This is a genomic window from Aeromicrobium sp. 10G20-16 (assembly GCF_055809665.1).
On record NZ_CM147919.1, the window covers coordinates 712,187 to 729,942 of the forward strand.

Here is a 17,756-nt window from a genome sequence, read left to right on the forward strand (position 1 = left end):
GTTATGTCAACCTGTGCTGTGTGACTGACGGTACGCGGGAGGCGACGACCGACCGGGCAGGACACGCCGACGGGCACGTCTTCTGGGCGGGTCAGTCGCGGGTGGTCGGTTGATCGGGGGCGCTGACGTCGTACCCCGTCGCGTCGATCTTCAACAGCTGCTCGAGCACCTCGAGCTTGCGGCCGGCCTGGGCCTCGCTCCCCCACGTCACGGTGCGCCCCTGGGTGAGGTCCAGGGACACCGAGTCCTTCGTGGCCGCCACGATCGCCTGGACCTGCTTGGCCAGCGCCGGGTCGTCACGCCGGATGCGGTCGGCGATCGCCGCGACGGCCTGCAGGGCCTGCACGCGCAGCTCGGGATCACTCGCCGAGACCTTCGCCTCGATCAGCTCCGACGGCTTCTTGGTGTAGGAGCGATAGTCCACGCCGTACCGGTCGATGCCGCGGAACATGCCGTCGACCGAGGACCACACCACCGCCTTGCGCTCCGTGACCCTGATCGTGACGCCGTGGGGCCAGGACCGCGAGACCTCCGCGAGCCGGATGCGCGGCACGGACTTGAGCCGGGTCTCGATGGCCGTCAGGTCGAGCCGAGCCAGCGGCCCACCCGTGGGGACGGCGGCGGCTCGTCGTACCTGGGTCGCGGTGAGGGTCGACTCGCCCTCGATGGAGACCGTGCGCACCGAGAGCAGCGAGGAGAACCACACCACCCAGACGAGCACGCCCACGAGCACGACGCCCAGCACGGCCACCAGGACGCGGAACCACCGCTGGCGTCGCAGGCCGAGACGGCGTGCGGTGAACCGGTCGCTCATGCCTGCTCCAGTCGCGCGAGCACGGCCGGTCCCACGGTGGTGATGTCGCCGGCCCCGAGCGTCAGGAAGAGGTCGCCGGGCTGCAGGTGCGCCAGCACGGCGTCGGCGAGCGTGGAGATCGGGCCCCCGAGCACGACCGGCGGTCCGTCGACCGCCTCGGCCACGAGCGCTGCCGTGACGTCGGGGTCGGGGTCCTCGCGGGCGAGGTAGATGTCGGCGACGATCACTGAGTCGGCCGCGGACAGCGCGGCTCCCATCTGGGCTCCGTAGATCCGGGTACGGCTGACCAGGTGCGGCTGGAAGGCCACCACGAGCCGGTCGTCGCCGGCGATGGCCCGGGCCGCGGCGAGGTCGGCGTGGATCTCGGTGGGATGGTGGGCGTACGAGTCGTAGACCCGCACTCCCCCGGCGTCGCCCACCGGCTGCATTCGCCGCGCAGCGCCGGTGTAGGTGCCGAGACCGTGGGCCAGCTGGGCCGGGTCGTGACCCAGCGCCAGCCCGGCGGCCAGGGCCAGCAGCGCGTCGAGGGCGTAGTGGCGGCCCGGGACGGCGAGTCGGACGTCGACGAGCCGGGCACCGTCGAGCAGGACCGTCATGGTCGTCGAGGACCCGTCGACCACGACGTCGACGCCCTGCAGTCGCGGCGTTCCCTCGAATCCGACGGTCCACACGTCCACGTCCGCCGTCACGTGCTCGGCCAGTGCCGCGGTGGCGGGATCGTCGGTGTCGAGCACCACGAAGTCCGAGACACCGCCCACGAACTGGACGAACGCCGCTGCGTAGGCCTGTGGAGTCCCCCACTGGTCGAGGTGATCGGCGTCGACGTTCGTGACGATCGCGCCGAACGGGGTGTAGACGAGGAAGGCACCGTCGCTCTCGTCGGCCTCGGCCACCACGACGTCGCCGGCGCCGAGTCGGGCGTTGGTGCCGAGGCTGGCGACCTCGGCACCGATCGCGAACGACGGGTCGGCGCCGGCTGCCCGCAGCGCGCAGGTGAGCATGGCGGTGGTGGTGGTCTTGCCGTGCGTCCCGGCCACCGCGACGGCCCGCCGGTCGAGCAGCACCGACTGCAGACCGGCCGAGCGCGGCCACAGCCGCAGTTCGCGGCGCTGCGCCTCGACGATCTCGACGTTGTCCTCGCGCACGGCCGTGGTGGCGATGACGGTGTCGACGTCCGCGAGGTGCGCGGCGTCCTGCCCGACGTGGCACTCGATGCCCTCGGCCCGCAGCGCCTGCAGCACCGCAGTGTCCTGGACGTCGCTGCCGGACACCGGCACCCCGAGACCTGCCATCAGCCGGGCGATGGCCGACAGCCCGGCGCCGCCGATGCCCACGAAGTGGACTCGGCCCAACGACGTGGCGGGAAGGATCTCGGCAGGAATGTCAATCCTCACGTGGCTGCCTCGGCGATCATGTCGGCCAGCCGCTGGTCGGCGTCACGCCGCACGATCCCGGACGCCGCGTGCGACATCGCCTCGAGGCGGCCGACGTGCGACACCAGCGGGATCACGACGTTGTCGATCCACGTGGAGGTGAGCGCCGAGTCGTCGATGAGCAGCGCGCCCCCGGCCTGCACGACCGGGTGCGCGTTGAGGGCCTGCTCGCCGTTGCCGTGCGGCAGGGGCACGAACGCTGCGGGCAGTCCGACGGCCGCGACCTCGGTGACGGTGTTGGCGCCGGCGCGACACACGATCAGGTCGGCGGCCGCGTAGGCCAGGTCCATGCGGTCGATGAAGGAGGTGACCACGTAGGGCGGCCCACCGTCGGGCGTCGTGACCGGCACCTCGTCGACGCGTCCGGCGGCGTGCAGCACCTGGATCCCGGCGGAGGCGAGGTCCGGCGCTGCACCGGCGACGGCCCGGTTGACGCTGCGCGCACCCTGCGAACCACCGGTCACCAGCAGCGTCGGACGATCGGCGTCGAGCCCGAAGTGGGCGCGTCCCTCGGCGCGTGACGCCGCCCGGTCGAGGGTGGAGATCTCGCGCCGGATCGGCAGTCCCACGTACTGCGCGTGCGGCAGGTCGGTGCCCGGGAAGCTGGTGGCCACGTGCTCGGTGAACCGGGCGCCGAGCTTGTTGGCGATGCCCGGCATCGCGTTGCCCTCGTGCACGACCAACGGGATGCCGCGCCGACGCGCCACCAGGTAGGCCGGGACCGACACGTATCCGCCGAAGCCGACGATCACGTCGGGACGGACACGGTCGACGACGGCCCCGGTGGCCTTCATCGCAGCGCGCAGCTTGGCCGGCACCAGGGCGAGGTCCTTGCCCGGCCTCCGCGGCAGTGTCACCGGCGGCACCAGCTCGAGGGCGTATCCGGCCCGCGGGATCAGGGTGACCTCAAGCCCGCGGGGCGTGCCGAGGCAGGTGATCTCCGCGCCGGCGTCGCGCAGCACGGCGGCGGTCGCGAGCAGGGGCGAGGTGTGTCCGGCGGTACCTCCGCCGGCGAGCAGGACACGCACGGTTCAGACCTTACGCACGACGCGTGGCCGTGCCGCACGTCCCCGGACCTTGGCAGCGCGACCGACCTCGAGCGCACGGCGGGCTCCGGGCTCGGTGGTGGCGCAGTTGAGCAGCACGCCCAGGGCGACCAACGTGACCAGCAGGCTGGAGCCGCCGTAGGAGATGAGCGGAAGAGGGATGCCGATGACCGGCAGCAGGCCCAGCACCATGCCGACGTTGATCGCCGCCTGCGTGACGAACCAGATCGTGATGCCGGCGGCCACGTAGCGAGCGAAGGGGTCGCGGGCGCGGGTGGCGATGCGGATGCCGGCGAGCGCCAGCACGAGGAACAGCACCAGGACCACGATGGTGCCGAGCAGTCCGAGCTCCTCGCCCATGACGGCGAGGATGAAGTCGGTGTGCGCCTCCGGGAGGGCGCCCCACTTCTGCCGGCTGCCGCCCAGGCCGACGCCCCAGAAGCCACCACGGGCCAGCGCCATGCTGGAGTGGATGGACTGGTACCCGGCGTTGTCGGGGTCGGCGAGAGGGTTGGTGAAGTTGAGCAGGCGCGAGACGCGGTGCGGTGCCGTCGCGACGAACAGCACCAGCACGGCGAACACCCCGGCGCCGACCGCGGTCATCTGCCGGGCGGGCAGGCCGACGACCCACAGCATCCCGACGACGAGGGCGAACAGCACCAGGGCGGTGCCGAGGTCGCGCTGGAGCACGACGAGCATCGCGACGAAGCCGGTGACGGGCACCATCGGCAGCATGATCAGGCGCGGCGTGTTCAGCGCCTTGGGGTGACCGGCGAACCAGTGCCCGATCCACAGCACCACGGCGAGCTTGGCGAACTCCGACGGCTGCAGCAGGAACCCACCGAACAGGGGCAGCCAGTTCTTGTTGCCCTGGACCTCGACGCCGACCACGAAGGTGGCCAGGATCATGCCCACGGAGATCAGCAGCACCGGCAGCACCAGCCGTCGCATCGTCGACAACGGCATGCGGACGGCGAGGTAGGCGCCCACGAGCCCGAGAGCGGCGAACATCAGCTGGCGGGTGATGATGAAGTACGAGTTGCCGAAGGTCTGGCGCGAGTACACCGAGCTGGCGCTGAGCACCATGATCAGGCCGAGCCCGAGCAGCAGCGCTCCCGCACCCAGCACCAGCTGGTAGGACGCCAGGGGCCGCTCGAGCAGGCGCCGGGTGTTCTCGACGATCGCCGGTGGCCGTCGTTCGGCCGTCGTGCTCACGCGGTGTCCCGTCGTGGGGTGTGCAGTCGTGGGGTGCTCATCCGGTGGGTCCATTCAAGGGGGGAAGGAGGACTCAGGACGCGGTCTGCCGCCTCACGACCGCGTGGGCGAAGCTGTCGCCGCGGGCCGCGTAGTTGACGAACTGGTCCATGGACGCACATCCGGGGGCCAGCAGCACCGTGTCGCCCGGCTGGGCCAGTGATGCCGCGACCTCCACGACGCGTTCCATGAGATCAGTGTCACCCGCATCGACCTCGACGACGGGAACATCGGGGGCGTGTCGTGCCAGTGCCTCTGCGACGACCGCGCGGTCGGCGCCGATCAGCACGACCGCTCGCATCACCTCGTGAGTCTGCTCGACGAGGTCGTCGAAGGTGGCCCCCTTGGCCAGTCCGCCGGCGATCCAGACCACCCTCGGCTGCGACGGAGAGCCGCCACCCACCTCGTGCGGGATGCTGTTCAGCGACGCGAGAGCGGCGTGCGGGTTGGTGGCCTTGGAGTCGTCGACGTAGTGGACGTCGTCGATGGTGGCGACGTGAGCGATGCGGTGGGCGTCTGGGACGAAGGCGCGGAGGCCGTCGCGCACGGCGCGCGGCGAGACGCCGTGGGCGCGGGCCAGTGCCGCAGCCGCCAAGGCGTTGGACACCAGGTGTGGTGCCGGGTGCTCACCGAGATCGCCGACCTGTCCGAGCTCGGCGGCGTTGGACACCCGCTCCTTGACGAAGGCGCGGTCGGCCAGCACGTCGTCGACCAGGCCGATCATGCTCGGTCCGGGGATGCCGAGGGTGAAGCCGATGGCGCGGCAGCCCTCCACGACGTCGGCGTCCTCGACGAGCCGTTCGGTGACGGGGTCCTCGGCGTTGTAAACGCAGGCGATCTGGGTGCGCTCGTACACGCGTCCCTTGTCGGCGGTGTAGGCGTCGAGCCCGCCGTGCCAGTCGAGGTGGTCGGGGGCCACGTTCAGCACGGCGCTGGCCTCGGGCGACATGGTGTGGGTCCAGTGCAGCTGGTAGCTGGACAGCTCGACGGCGAGCACGTCGGCCGGATCGTCGGTGTCCATGACCGCCTCGACGACGGGGCGACCGACGTTGCCGACCGCCAGGGCGTTGAGCCCGTCGGCGCGCAGGATCTGCTCGAGCATCTGCACCGTGGTGGTCTTGCCGTTGGTGCCGGTGACCACCAGCCACGGGGCGGCGTCGGCGGCGCGCAGCCGCCACGCGAGCTCCACCTCGCTCCAGACCGGCACCCCTCGCTCGAGCGCCTGGGCCAGCAGTGGAGCCGTGGGCCGCCAGCCCGGGGAGGCGACCACGAGGTCGACGTCGGCGGGAAGGGTGTCGGTGGAGCCGGGGCCGAGGCGCACGTCGACGCCCAGCGTGCGCAAGATGGTGGCCTTCTCGTCCAACACCTCGTCGACCGCGTCGTCGAGGGCGATGACGCTGGCGCCCTGGTGCTGCAGGGTGTCAGCCGCGGCATAGCCACTGACGCCGAAGCCGGCGACGACCGCGGTGACCCCGGCCCACGACGAGTCCCGTCCCAGCGCGTCGAGTCCGGCAGGACTCATATGCCGGTGACCCACTCGTAGTAGAAGATGCCGAGCGCCGTGGCGACGCACAGGCCGCTGATGATCCAGAACCTGACCACGATCGTGATCTCGGCCCACCCCAGCAGCTCGAAGTGGTGCTGCAAGGGGGCCATCCGGAAGATCCGTCTGCCGCCGGAGAAGCTTGAAGAAGCCGACCTGCAGGATGACCGAGGCCGTGATGGCCACGAACAGTCCGCCGAGCACGATCAGCAGCAGCTCGGTGCGGGTCATCAGCGCCAGCCCGGCCATGGCTCCGCCCAGCGACAGCGAGCCCGTGTCGCCCATGAAGATCTTGGCCGGCGAGGCGTTCCACCACAGGAAGCCGAAGCACGCCCCGGTGAGCGCCGACGCCACCACGGCGAGGTCGAGCGGGTCGCGCACCTCGTAGCACTTGGGGCCCGGGTAGAACGAGCAGTTCTGGTTGCTCTGCCAGATGTTGATGAACACGAAGGCGCCGAACACCATGACCGAGGCGCCGGTGGCCAGCCCGTCGAGACCGTCGGTGAGGTTCACTCCGTTGCTGGTGCCCGCGATCATCAGCAGCACCCAGATGACGATCGCCGCCGCCGGCAGGGTCAACCCCGGCAGGTCACGGGTGAACGAGATGGCCTTCGTGATGACCGGAATACCGGTGTCGTCCTGCAGCCGGATCGCGAAGACGGCGAAGACCAGGCCGACCACGACCTGGCCGATGAACTTGGCCTTGCTGCGCAGACCGAGGTTGCGCTGCTTGCGGATCTTGATGAAGTCGTCGAGGAAGCCGATGGCGCCGAGCCCTGCGAACAGGAACAGCAGCAGGAGCGCCGATGCACTGGGCCGGGTGTCGGTGAACAGCTTGGCCAGCAGGTAGCCGACGATCACCGAGAAGATGATGACCAGACCGCCCATGGTGGGCGTGCCGCGCTTGGTGTGGTGCGCGGTGGGGCCGTCGTCGCGGATGAGCTGGCCGTAGCCCTTGGCCACCAGGAACCGGATCGCGAGGCGCGTGCCCAGCAGGGTGCCCAGCAGGGAGAACCCTCCCGCGAACAGGATCGCCTTCATGCGATGCGCGTCCCTTCCGTCAACGGCTCAGCAGCCCGTCGGCCACCCGCTCGAGCCGACATCCTCTCGATGCTTTCACAACCACGACGTCGTCCGCCGACAGCCACGCGGAGAGTGTGCCGATGGCCACATCGGGGTCGTCGACGACCTCGGCGACGTCGCCCGCGCCGTCGGCGATCGCAGCGGCGCCCGCGCCCACCACGACGACCCGGTCGTAGCCGAGATCGCGCGCGAGCACCCCGATGGCGCGGTGCGCCTCGAACGACAGGTCACCGAGGCTCGAGCATCTCCCCCAGGACCGCGACCTTGCGCGCTCGCGGCAGGGCGGCGACGGCCCGCAGCGCCGCGGCCATCGACTCGGGGTTGGCGTTGTAGGCGTCGTTGACCACCAGCAGGCCGTCGTCGCGCACGCTGCGCGCCATGCGCATCGGCGACGCGGCGACCGCCGTGGACAGGCGCTCGGCGACGGGCTCGAGGTCCAGGCCGGCAGCGATCGCGGCAGCAGCCGCCGCGGCGGCGTTGACGGCGTGGTGGGCCCCGACCTGCGGCACGTGGGTCTCGGCGGTCCGGGTGCCGTGCTGCAACGTGAAGTGCGGCTCACCGACCTCGTCCAACCGCACGGGTCCGAGTCGCACGTCCCCGTGGACGCCGAACGTCAGTGTCAATGCCGCAGTGCGGGAGGCCATGGCCGCCACCCGGGCGTCGTCGGCGTTGAGGACCGCGGTGCCGTCGCTCGCGAGTGCCTCGACCAGCTCGCCCTTGGCCACCGCGATGGCGTCGGGTGAGCCGAACTCCCCCACGTGCGCCGTGCCGACGTTCAGCACCACGCCGATCGACGGTGGGGCGATGCGGCACAGCACCGCGATGTGGCCGATGCCACGCGCGCCCATCTCGACGATCACGAAGCGCGTGCCCTCGTCGAGCCGCAGCACCGTCAGCGGCACCCCGAGCTCGTTGTTGAACGACCCGACCGGGGCGATCGTGGGACCGGCGTCGGCCAGCACGTGGGCGAGCAGGTCCTTGACGCTGGTCTTGCCCTGGGAACCGGTGATCGCGATGACGGTGGCCGGCGAGCGGTCCAGCTGATCGCGGGCGAGCAGACCGAGCGCGGCCGTGACGTCGTCGACGACGATGCAGGGGCCGTCGACGATCCGCGAACCGATGGTGCCGGCCGCTCCCCCGGCTGCGGCGGCCGCGGCGTAGTCGTGCCCGTCGACGTGCTCGCCGACGACGGCGGCGAACAGCGTCTCGGGACCAGCGGCTCGGGAGTCGACCACCACGTGGCGGATCGACTCGTCCCCGGTGGCGCCGTGCAGCTCGCCGCCGACGACCCGGGCGATCTCGGCCAGCCTCGTGGCGATCACTCCTGCTCGCCGATCAGCTCGATCAGGACGGCGCGGTCGTCGAACGGGTGCACGACACCGTCGACCTCCTGGCCCTGCTCGTGTCCCTTGCCTGCGACGACGACCGTGTCACCCAGGTGTGCCATCGCCACGGCGTGCGCGATCGCCTCACGGCGCCCGGGGACCTCGACGGCCACTCCGGGTCCGTTCTCGGCACCCGCGAGGACCTCGGCGCGGATGGCGGCGGGACGTTCGGTGCGGGGATTGTCGTCGGTGACGATGACGACGTCGGCCGCCTCGGCAGCGGCAGCGCCCATGAGCGGACGCTTGCCGTGGTCGCGGTCACCCCCGGCGCCGATGACCATGATGAGGCGCCCAGCCGTGACGGGGCGCAGGGCGGCCAGCACGGCGGTCACGGCGTCGGGCTTGTGGGCGTAGTCGACGATCGCGGTGAAGTCCTGGCCGCACTCGACCCGTTCCATGCGTCCGGGCACGCCGGTGCACGCCGCGATGCCGGCCGCGAGGTCCGCCGGCGCGTGCCCTGCCGTGGCGAGAGCCGCGATGGCCGCCAGGGCGTTGGAGACGTTGAACACCCCGGCCAGAGGGACGTGCAGCTCGGTGGCCGACCCGTCCGGTCCGAGGACCTCCAGATCCGTGCCGAGCCGGTGGGGTCGGACGTTGACCGCCCGCCAGTCGGCTGCACCTCCTCCGCCGGAGGTCCCGTCGCTGGAGAACGTGGTGACCGGCAGCGACGTCAGCTCGACCAGGCGCCGCCCGTACGGGTCGTCGACGTTGATGACGGCGTGCCGGGCGTGCTCGGGCGTGAACAGGGACGCCTTGGCCAGGAAGTACTCCTCGACGGTGTCGTGGAAGTCGAGGTGGTCACGGCCGAGGTTGAGGAACACCGCGACGTCGAAGCGGAAACCGTCGACGCGGCCCTGCACCAGCGCGTGGCTGGACACCTCCATGGCACAGACCTCGACGGCCTCCTCGCGCATCACCGCGAACAGCGCCTGCAGCTGCGGCGCCTCGGGCGTCGTGAGCGCCGACGCGGCCGCGATCCCGCGGATCCGCGTGCCGATGGTGCCCACGACGGCGGAGCGCCTGGGCGCCAGCGCGGCCTCGGCCAGGTAGGTGGTGGTGGTCTTGCCCTGGGTGCCGGTGATGCCGACCGTGGTCATCGCGGCGGTGGGTCGGTCGTAGAACCGCGCGCTCAGGTCGGCCAGTGCAGCACGCGGCTCGTCGACGACGACCACCGGCACGCTCCTCGACCGACCAGCCCCTGCCGGATCGGTCAGCACGCCGGCCCCTGCCGGATCGGTCAGCACGCCGGCTCCTGCCGGATCGGTCAGCACGGCGACGGCGCCCGCCTCGACCGCCTTGTCCGCATGGTCCGCGCCGTGGCTGCGCGCGCCGGGAAGCGCAGCGTAGAGATCACCCCGGCGCACCTGTCCGGTGTTCAGCGCGATGCCGGTGAACTCGGTCTCGGCGCCGGTGACAGGTGCGCCGGTCCCGAGCGCCTCGGCCAGCTGCGCGACGGTCCACCGAGGCGCCACCGAGGGCCTCACCCGCATCTGCTCCGTCACCTGCCCAACCTATCTCCCGATCCGACCAACGACGCAGCCATGGGTCGGAGCGAAGCGACCCCCGAGGCGACCATGGGTCGGAGCGAAGCGACGACTGATCGGGCAGCGGCGGAGCCGCGACTGAGCACGAGGCACGAGTGCGCCCCGATCACCAGGTCTGCGCGACCTTCGGCGGCTTGGCGCCGGTGGGCGCGACGCCGAAGCGCTCCAGGGCCATGGACATGATGTCGTGGAACACCGGACCGGCCGTCGAGCCGCCGCCCGCGTTGCTGTACGGCTTGTCCAGCACGATGTAGGTCAGGAATCGCGGGTTGTCGGCCGGTGCGAAGCCCATGAACGACACCGTGTTCTGGCCGCGGATGTAGCGCCCGGTCGAGGGGTCGACGCGCCAGGCCGTGCCGGTCTTGCCGGCCACGCGGTAGCCCTCGATGGCGGCGGCCGGAGCGGTGCCGTCGGGAGCCGTGACGGCCTCCATCATCCGGGTGACCACGCGAGCGGCCTCCTTGGAGACCACCTGGGTGGTCTTGCCCGTGCCGACCGGCTTCTTCTTTCCGTCGCCGTCGACGACGTCGCTGACCACCGACGGCTCGCACATGCTGCCGCCGTTCGCGATGGCGCCGACGGCGCGCATCATCTGCAGGCCGGTGACGGAGATGCCCTGGCCGAACGAGATCGTCGCGTGGTTGGCCTTGGTCCACGTCGAGCCCTGCTTGAGGATGCCGGCCGACTCGCCCGGCAGTCCCACGCCGGTCTTGTGCCCGAAGCCGAACTTGCTGAAGTACTTGTACATCGTGGCGTCGCTCATCTGGTCGGCAGCCACGATGGTGCCGAGGTTGGACGACTTGGCGATGACGCCGGCCGCTGTCAGGTGCAACGTGCCGTGCTCCCAGTAGTCACCGATCGGGAACTTGTCGATGACCATCTTCGGCGGCACGACGATCGGGGTGTCGGCGGCGATCTTGCCCTGGTCGGCGAGAGCGGCCATCGTCACGGTCTTCATGACCGACCCGGGCTCGTAGACGGTCTGCACGGCACGCGACACCGTGTTGGCGTCCTGCATGCCCTTGCGGGTGTCCGGGTTGAAGGTCGGTGCCTGCGACATCTGCACGATCTGGCAGGTCTTGACGTCCATCGTGATCGCCAGCCCCCAGTCCGAGCTGGACGACTTGACCGCCTCGGCGAGCCGCTTGTCGGCGTAGTACTGCAGGTCACGGTCGATCGTCGTGACGACGTCGCGACCGGGCACCATCTCCTTGACGGTCGAGTCACCCATCGGGATGCGCTCGCCGGTCTGTGAGACCTCGTAGGTCCTGGAGCCGTTGGTGCCGGTGAGGACCTTGTCGTACTGCCCCTCGATGCCGGCGACGCCCTTGCCCTCTCCGTTGGTGTAGCCGATCAGGTTGGCCGCGAGCGACCCGCCCGGGTAGGTGCGCAGGGTCTGCTTCTCGCTGAACACTCCCGTCAGCCCGGCGTCGGACAGTGCGGTCAGTGCCTTCTTGGCCGTCCACGCCGGGACGTCACGCTCGAGGTACACGAAGCGGGTGTCCGGGGTGCGCAGCTTGTCGATCAGCTCGAAGTAGTCGCTGTCGTTGCCGAGGTATCGGTGCAGCAGCCGAGCGATCTGCGGCGCGTCGTCGGCCGTCATGCTCGGGTCGGCCGTGATGGTGAGCGCGTCGACGCTCGTGGCGAGGTCCTCACCGTTGCGATCCACGATCGCGCCGCGAGGCGCCGGCACCACCGTGCTGGCCGTGCCGGCCTGCACCGCCATCGCCGCGTAGGCGCTGGCGTCGACACCCTGGATCTGGAACAGCCGGGCGCCGAACAGGGTGAACAGCGCGACCACCATCACCAGGCAGACCCGCAGCCGGCGACGCGACACCGCAGCGCGTGTCGGACTCATCGGTTCCCCTTGACCGCGGGTGCGGGCTTGCCCAGCACCTTGCCGTCGGACAGCCTCAGGAACGCAGGATTGGTGTTGCGCACCATGCCGAGGCGGGTGGCGCGGTCCGCGACGTTCGCGGGGCTGCGCAGACGGTCCACCTCGCGGGCGAGTGCCTGCTGCTGCGTCTGCAGACTGGCGACCTCGCGATCGAGCTTGGCCTGCTCGAACGACTGCGCCTGCAGGACCGTGCTGGCGACGATCAGACCGACAAGACCGGTGGACAGCACCAGGAGCACGACCACGACGAACGGGGCACGGCGGGCGCGGCTCTTGACCGGGCGGACGAGGCGCAGACCCACGTCCCGCACGTCGATGACACCCTCGCGCAGCGAGTCACCGGCGCGCGCCTGGAGGGCCTGCAGGGCGGATCCGCGTTGGCTCATGAGGCAATCCGTTCGATGGCGCGCAGCCGGACGGACTTGGCGCGACGGTTGAGATCGATCTCGGCGTCCGTGGCCAGCTCCGCTCCGCGGGTCAGGCTCCGGAACCGGGGCTGGTGGTGCTCGGGCACGATCGGCACTCCGGGCGGCACGTCGGTCGAGGTCACGGCGGCGAAGGACCGCTTGGTGATGCGGTCCTCCAGCGAGTGGTACGCCAGCACCACGATGCGCCCGCCGGGTGCGAGGGCATCGAGTGCGTCGGGCAGCGCCCGGCGGTAGGCGCCGAGCTCGTCGTTGACCTCGATGCGCAGCGCCTGGAAGGTGCGCTTGGCGGGATTGCCACCGCGACGGCGCGCCGGGGCCGGGATCGAGTCCCCGATCAGCTCGACGAGCGGTCCGTTGGTGGTGAACGGTTGCTCGGCGCGACGGGCCACGACCGCACTCGCGATCCGGGTGGCGAACTTCTCCTCGCCGTACTCACGCAGGACACGGGCCAGGTCGCGGGCCGCATACGTGTTGAGCACGTCGGCCGCCGTGCAGCTCGTCCTCGGGGTTCATCCGCATGTCCAGCGGAGCGTCCTGGCTGTACGCGAAGCCGCGATCGGCGACGTCCAGCTGCATCGAGGAGACGCCGAGGTCGAACAGCACGCCGTTCACCGCGGCGAAGCCGGCGTCGGCGACCACCTCGGCGATCTCGTCGTAGACGGCGTGCGCGAACACCACGCGGTCGCCGAACGGAGCCAGCCGGGCTCGCGCCCGTGCCAGCGCCTCGGGATCGCGGTCGATGCCGATGACGGTGACGTCGGGGAACCGCTGCAGCATCGCCTCGGTGTGGCCGCCGAGACCGAGCGTGGCGTCGACGATGACCGCGGCGTCGTTCGTGACGGTCGGTTCGAGCAGGTCCAGGACGCGCTCGAGCAGCACCGGCACGTGGGCGGTCACAAGGCGCCCACCAGCACCGAGAGCGCGACCGCGACCACGACCGACGTGCCCAGCGAGAACGCCATCAGCGTGAGGCCGTCCGCCACGTCGTGACGTACTCGTCGAGCTGTCTGCATGGCGCCTCCTGGTTCGCGTGGGTCGAGCTGGCTGATCGTGGTGGTGCGGTGACCGTGGATCCAGATCCGCGACCGGGTGGGTCTGACACCGGGGAAGTGATGTCAGAAGCACTCGGGCGCAGATCTGGCTGCGCGGTCGATGGGCAAGGGCGGGCGGGCGGGGGCTAGAAGATGCCGGGCATCACTTCCTCGGACATCTCCGAGAACGGCGTCTCGAGACTCGACTGCAGCTCGTCCCACCGGGCGCTGTCCCAGATCTCGATGCGGTCCATCGCGCCGACGACCGTGCACTCGCGCTCGAGGCTGGCCCAGGTGCGCAGGACCTGGGGAATCGGCACGCGGCCCTGCTTGTCAGGCATCTCCTCGCTCATTCCGGAGAAGAACATGCGGACGAAGTTGCGGGCGCCGGAGTTGGTGAAGGACAGCTGACGCATGCGGTCGGAGTGGACCAGGAACTCGTCCGGGGTCCAGCCGTAGATGCAGTTCTCCTGGCCGCGGGTGAGCACGATGCCGCGCTCGAGCCGGGTGCGGAACTTGGCCGGGAGCGTGAGGCGGCCCTTCTCGTCCAGGCGCGGAGTGAAGGTGCCGAAGAACGTCGTCGCATCTGGACTCACCCCGCTTCTCCCTTTCACGCCTGAATCTACCCTTTTCCCCCACGAGCCCCCACTTTACCCCACGATCCCCCACTGTCAACGACCTTTCCACCACTTCTCCGCGTGTTCTCGGGTCGAACCGCCCCACACCGCCACCCGACCGACGCACCGGCTGATGCGCGTCAGCGCACGAAAAAACCGCCCCCGTCGGGTGACGGTGGGCGGTTCGGGTTCCCCGGTGGGGGGAAGTGGGGCGTTATGGACGCCCCGGTGGGGTCAGGTGGGGATGGTCAGCGGTCGTCGCCGTCCTGGCGGCGCTGCCACCGCTCTTCCATGCGATCCACGAAGGAGCTGGTCGACGGTCGACCGCCGCCTCGGGGGGACGACCCGCGGGGGGCCGAGGCGCCTTCGTCGGTGGCTCCGATGCCGCGACGCCACGCCATCGAGAACGCGTAGCCGAAACCGAGCATGGCCAGGAAGCCGATGATGCCGAGCCAGGTCTGCGCGGTCACTGCACCGGTGAACAGCAGGACCAGGCCGGCCACGAAGCCGAGAACGGCCACGGTGGCGATGCGCCGGTTGCGGGCCAGCACCTTCGAACCACGCAGCGTGGAGGCGAATTCAGGGTCCTCGGCAGCCAAGGACTGCTCGAGCTGCTGCAGCATGCGGGCTTCTTCGTCGGACAACGGCACGGTTGTCGCCTCCTGGGTCGAGTGGCGCTAGGTCAAGTCTAGGCGCGCTACCGACTGCAAGCCAGCCGACAATGCTGTGAAATCGCCGTGATCTGCCACGAGCCGCTCCAGAGCGTAGAGCGCCTCGCGCGCACCGGGCTCGATGTCGACCAGTGCCGACGGCACCAGATCGGCGAAGACGCGCAGGGCGCGCGATGCCACCGGGACCAGATCGTGACGCTCCAGCAGGGCGCTGAGCTCTGCCGGCACGAAGCGACGTGGCCCCATGGTGCGGATGTCCCATCCGGCGAGATCGGTGGACAGGACCCGCGTGGCGGCGGCGAAGTCACCGGCCAGGGCCCGCGCGACGACGGCCGCGTGGCGGCCCGCCACCACCACACTGGCGTGACCTCCCGGCCGCAACGCTGCAGCGACGACCGCCAACGCCTGGTCCGGGTCGTCGACGTGCTCGAGCACACCGTGGCAGATGGCGAGGTCGAAGGACGCGGAGTCGACGTGCTGGAGCAGATCGGTGGTGTCGCCGAGCACGCCGTGCACCGAACCGGGCACGTCGCCGGAGCGCACCGCGTCGGCGGTCCGGCGTTCGAGCGAGGCGAGCGCGTCCGGACTGGGGTCGACCACGGTGACGTCGTGCCCGGACTGCGCCAGGCGAACTGCGTCGCCGCCGGTTCCACCGCCCAGGTCGAGGATCGTCAGCGGCGACTGACCGGCCACGGCGACCGCATCGAGCACGGCCTGCCACATCACCTCGGTACGCACCGGACCCATGGCGTCACTGTTTCACACGTGCCTGCGGCTAGTCTGCGGCCGTGGCGAACGTCGTGGTGGTCGGTGGAGGCTTCGCGGGCCTGTCGGCGGCCGCGAGGCTCGCCAAGCTGCGACACGCGGTGACCCTGGTGGAGTCCGAGCCGTGGCTCGGCGGCCGTCTCCGGGGGGTCGAGGTCGCCGGCAGCCGCTGGCCGCTCGACGACGAGACGGTGACGCTGCCGGGCGTGTTCCGCGACCTGTTCCGCAAGTCGGGTCGACCGCTCGAGCGGTCCCTCGAGATGACCCTCACCGCGGGCCGTCGTCACCTCTTCCGCGACAGGACGGTGCTCGACCTGCCCTTCGGCGACCGGTCCCGCCAGCTCGAGGCCATCGGCTCGGCCCTGCGGCCCGAGCTCGACGACGACCAGCCGGCACTGGAGTGGGCCGACTGGATCGACGCCTGGCCCGATCGATGGGACGTGCTGCGGCGCACGCTGCTCGACCGGACGCCCGACGGACGCCGAGACCTCGACCGCTCGGCCCGCCGCACGCTGCAGGTCCGCCGCTCCGTGGCACGCATGGCCGATCGCGAGATCGACGACGATCGCCTGCGCAAGATGGTGCTCGATCCGTTGCGCCTCGACGGGCAGGATCGCGCGACGACCCCGGCGTTCACCGCCGTGACGCACTACCTCGATCGCACCTTCGGACGGTGGGAGTTCGCCGGTGGCTTCACCGCGCTCGCGGACGCGCTCGAGGTCCGACTCACCGAGCGCAAGGTCGAGGTGGTGCGCGACGAGACCGCCCACGAGCTGACCTTCGCGGGCACCGGCGAGTCGCGCCGCGTCGACTCGGTGATCACCGATCGCCGCAGCCTGCCGGCCGACATCGTGATCTGGTGCGCGCCGCAGTGGCCCGCCCCGCTGCCTCGCCCCCGCGGCCTGCAGTCGATCCCCTCGTCGCGCACCTTCCTCACCCTCTCCCCCGACGCGCCCGTGCTTCCACGCGACGTGCTCGCCCACACCAACCCACCGGTTCGACTCGCGTCGCACGGCGACGGACGGGCCACCGTGATCCATCAGGGCGGCGAGGACCCGGTGATCTCGCTGGCCAGGGTCGGGCTGGACCTGCGTGCGCACGTCGTCGACCGCACGACGCTGGCCCCACCGGACCTCGTGCAGCGCGGACACTGGGGCTGGGCCTGGCGCGGATGGACCACGATCGACGACCACCCGGGCGTCGGACCTCGTCACGGCGTGCACTTCGCCGGCGCGCACGCCTGGTCCGGGGGCACGCTCGAGCAGATCGGCATGGCCACGGCCGCCATCGCTGCCAGCGTCGGCCCTGCTCCCCGCTGACGTTCCACCCGCAGCGCTAGATGAGTCCTTCGGAACGGAGGGCCTCGAAGATCTCGCGGGTCGCCTTGGACCGGTTGAGCGTGATGAAGTGCAGGCCCGGGGCACCGCCGGCGAGCAGGTCACGGCACAGCTGGGTGGCCAGCTCGATGCCCACGGAGCGAACGGCGGCCGGGTCGTCACGCACGGGCTCGATCTTCGCAAGCACCTCCTCGGGCATGGCCGCGCCCGAGAAGCTCGGCCATCCGTGCCACCTGACCGAAGTTCAGGATCGGCATGATGCCCGGCACGATCGGCAGGTCGGCGCCCAGCGCGCGCACCCGCTCGACCAGGCCGAAGTAGTCGGACGCACGGAAGAACAGCTGCGTGATCGCGTACTCGGCACCCGAGCGCGCCTTGTCCACCAGCACCTGAGCGTCACGGTCGATCGACTCGGCGTCGGGATGGCCCTCGGGAAAGGCGCCCACGCCGATGCGGAACCCACCCATCTCCTGGGCGAGGTCGACCAGCTCGATGGCGTGCGTCAGACCCTCAGGATGTGACTGCCACGGAGCACGCGGCCCGCCCTGCGGGTCGCCCCGGATCACCAGCACGTCGGTGACGCCCGCCGCCGCGTACTGCTTGAGCACCGTCTCGAGCTCGGCGCGGCTCTGCGCCACGAGCGTCAGGTGCCCCACGGGTCGCATCGAGGTGCGGCTGCCGATCTGCTCGGTGATGCGCACCGTGCGCTCCTGGCTGGTGCCGCCGGCGCCGTAGGTGACCGAGACGAAGGTCGGCTCCAGGGCCTCCAGCTCCGAGAGGGTGCGCCACAACAGCTCCTCCCCGTCGTCGTCCTTGGGCGGGAAGAACTCGAAGGAGTACGTCGGCTGCGGTCCCTTGAGGGCATCGACGAAGGACCGGTCGGCATCGTGCATGGGCCAACGGTATCG

The 17,756-nt window shown here is 70.9% G+C and carries 16 protein-coding genes and 2 pseudogenes; 1 reads left to right on the forward strand and 17 read right to left on the reverse strand.

Features of this window, described 5'->3' with window-relative positions:
* Nucleotides 1-91: 91 nt before the first annotated feature.
* The 15 genes and pseudogenes from AC0L5F_RS03515 to AC0L5F_RS03585 all read right to left on the reverse strand — a co-directional run bounded on the left by AC0L5F_RS03515 (nt 92) and on the right by AC0L5F_RS03585 (nt 15,493).
* Nucleotides 92-814 (reverse strand): cell division protein FtsQ/DivIB, encoded by a 723-nt coding sequence (locus AC0L5F_RS03515; protein WP_473315229.1) that lies wholly within the window; start codon nt 812-814, stop codon nt 92-94.
* Nucleotides 811-2,208 (reverse strand): UDP-N-acetylmuramate--L-alanine ligase, encoded by a 1,398-nt coding sequence (murC, locus tag AC0L5F_RS03520; RefSeq protein WP_473315230.1) that lies wholly within the window; start codon nt 2,206-2,208, stop codon nt 811-813. Before murC ends, AC0L5F_RS03515 begins: the two co-directional genes overlap by 4 nt.
* Nucleotides 2,205-3,275: an undecaprenyldiphospho-muramoylpentapeptide beta-N-acetylglucosaminyltransferase gene (gene murG, locus AC0L5F_RS03525; RefSeq protein WP_473315232.1), complete on the reverse strand. Its 1,071-nt coding sequence runs from the start codon at nt 3,273-3,275 to the stop codon at nt 2,205-2,207. Before murG ends, murC begins: the two co-directional genes overlap by 4 nt.
* Before the next feature lie 3 nt (nt 3,276-3,278).
* Nucleotides 3,279-4,508 (reverse strand): putative lipid II flippase FtsW, encoded by a 1,230-nt coding sequence (gene ftsW, locus AC0L5F_RS03530; RefSeq protein WP_473315233.1) that lies wholly within the window; start codon nt 4,506-4,508, stop codon nt 3,279-3,281.
* A gap of 73 nt (nt 4,509-4,581) precedes the next feature.
* Nucleotides 4,582-6,069, reverse strand: a complete 1,488-nt coding sequence (gene murD, locus AC0L5F_RS03535) for a UDP-N-acetylmuramoyl-L-alanine--D-glutamate ligase (RefSeq protein ID WP_473315234.1) — start codon at nt 6,067-6,069, stop codon at nt 4,582-4,584.
* Nucleotides 6,066-7,131: pseudogene (gene mraY / locus AC0L5F_RS03540) on the reverse strand (phospho-N-acetylmuramoyl-pentapeptide-transferase). Before mraY ends, murD begins: the two are co-directional and overlap by 4 nt.
* Before the next feature lie 19 nt (nt 7,132-7,150).
* Complete coding sequence (locus tag AC0L5F_RS03545) at nt 7,151-7,369, reverse strand: hypothetical protein (protein WP_473315235.1); 219 nt, start codon at nt 7,367-7,369, stop codon at nt 7,151-7,153.
* Between the two features lie 31 nt (nt 7,370-7,400).
* A complete protein-coding gene (locus AC0L5F_RS03550) occupies nt 7,401-8,495 on the reverse strand; it encodes a UDP-N-acetylmuramoyl-tripeptide--D-alanyl-D-alanine ligase (protein ID WP_473315236.1) in 1,095 nt (364 codons plus the stop codon).
* Nucleotides 8,492-10,060, reverse strand: a complete 1,569-nt coding sequence (locus AC0L5F_RS03555; RefSeq protein WP_473315237.1) for a UDP-N-acetylmuramoyl-L-alanyl-D-glutamate--2,6-diaminopimelate ligase — start codon at nt 10,058-10,060, stop codon at nt 8,492-8,494. Before AC0L5F_RS03555 ends, AC0L5F_RS03550 begins: the two co-directional genes overlap by 4 nt.
* A gap of 148 nt (nt 10,061-10,208) precedes the next feature.
* Nucleotides 10,209-11,960, reverse strand: a complete 1,752-nt coding sequence (locus AC0L5F_RS03560) for a peptidoglycan D,D-transpeptidase FtsI family protein (protein WP_473315238.1) — start codon at nt 11,958-11,960, stop codon at nt 10,209-10,211.
* A complete protein-coding gene (gene ftsL / locus AC0L5F_RS03565) occupies nt 11,957-12,385 on the reverse strand; it encodes a cell division protein FtsL (protein WP_473315239.1) in 429 nt (142 codons plus the stop codon). The genes AC0L5F_RS03560 and ftsL overlap by 4 nt, the downstream gene beginning before the upstream one ends.
* Nucleotides 12,382-13,324 (reverse strand): annotated as a pseudogene (rsmH, locus tag AC0L5F_RS03570) (16S rRNA (cytosine(1402)-N(4))-methyltransferase RsmH). The gene ftsL and the pseudogene rsmH overlap by 4 nt, the downstream one beginning before the upstream one ends.
* A 280-nt stretch (nt 13,325-13,604) precedes the next feature.
* Complete coding sequence (mraZ, locus tag AC0L5F_RS03575; RefSeq protein ID WP_473315240.1) at nt 13,605-14,054, reverse strand: division/cell wall cluster transcriptional repressor MraZ; 450 nt, start codon at nt 14,052-14,054, stop codon at nt 13,605-13,607.
* Between the two features lie 269 nt (nt 14,055-14,323).
* Entirely contained in the window at nt 14,324-14,725 is a 402-nt protein-coding gene (locus AC0L5F_RS03580; RefSeq protein WP_473315242.1) for a DUF3040 domain-containing protein, read from the reverse strand.
* A gap of 27 nt (nt 14,726-14,752) precedes the next feature.
* Entirely contained in the window at nt 14,753-15,493 is a 741-nt protein-coding gene (locus AC0L5F_RS03585) for a class I SAM-dependent methyltransferase (RefSeq protein WP_473315243.1), read from the reverse strand.
* A 41-nt stretch (nt 15,494-15,534) separates the two neighbouring features.
* Between AC0L5F_RS03585 and AC0L5F_RS03590 the strand changes: the two genes are divergently transcribed.
* Entirely contained in the window at nt 15,535-16,830 is a 1,296-nt protein-coding gene (locus AC0L5F_RS03590; RefSeq protein WP_473315244.1) for a phytoene desaturase family protein, read from the forward strand.
* 16 nt (nt 16,831-16,846) lie between these two features.
* On the opposite strand, the gene AC0L5F_RS03595 is transcribed toward AC0L5F_RS03590, so the two are convergent.
* Complete coding sequence (locus tag AC0L5F_RS03595; protein WP_473315246.1) at nt 16,847-17,014, reverse strand: methylenetetrahydrofolate reductase; 168 nt, start codon at nt 17,012-17,014, stop codon at nt 16,847-16,849.
* Nucleotides 17,007-17,741 (reverse strand): methylenetetrahydrofolate reductase, encoded by a 735-nt coding sequence (locus tag AC0L5F_RS03600; RefSeq protein WP_473315247.1) that lies wholly within the window; start codon nt 17,739-17,741, stop codon nt 17,007-17,009. The genes AC0L5F_RS03595 and AC0L5F_RS03600 overlap by 8 nt, the downstream gene beginning before the upstream one ends.
* Nucleotides 17,742-17,756: the final 15 nt, after the last annotated feature.

Excerpts from the sequence above, each read along its gene's own strand:
- AC0L5F_RS03515 (WP_473315229.1), bottom strand. The coding sequence starts at position 814 with ATGAGCGACCGGTTCACCGCACGCCGTCTCGGCCTGCGACGCCAGCGG.
- murD (WP_473315234.1), bottom strand. The coding sequence starts at position 6,069 with ATGAGTCCTGCCGGACTCGACGCGCTGGGACGGGACTCGTCGTGGGCC.
- AC0L5F_RS03560 (WP_473315238.1), bottom strand. The coding sequence starts at position 11,960 with ATGAGTCCGACACGCGCTGCGGTGTCGCGTCGCCGGCTGCGGGTCTGC.
- ftsL (WP_473315239.1), bottom strand. The coding sequence starts at position 12,385 with ATGAGCCAACGCGGATCCGCCCTGCAGGCCCTCCAGGCGCGCGCCGGT.
- AC0L5F_RS03585 (WP_473315243.1), bottom strand. The coding sequence starts at position 15,493 with ATGGGTCCGGTGCGTACCGAGGTGATGTGGCAGGCCGTGCTCGATGCG.
- AC0L5F_RS03600 (WP_473315247.1), bottom strand. The coding sequence starts at position 17,741 with ATGCACGATGCCGACCGGTCCTTCGTCGATGCCCTCAAGGGACCGCAG.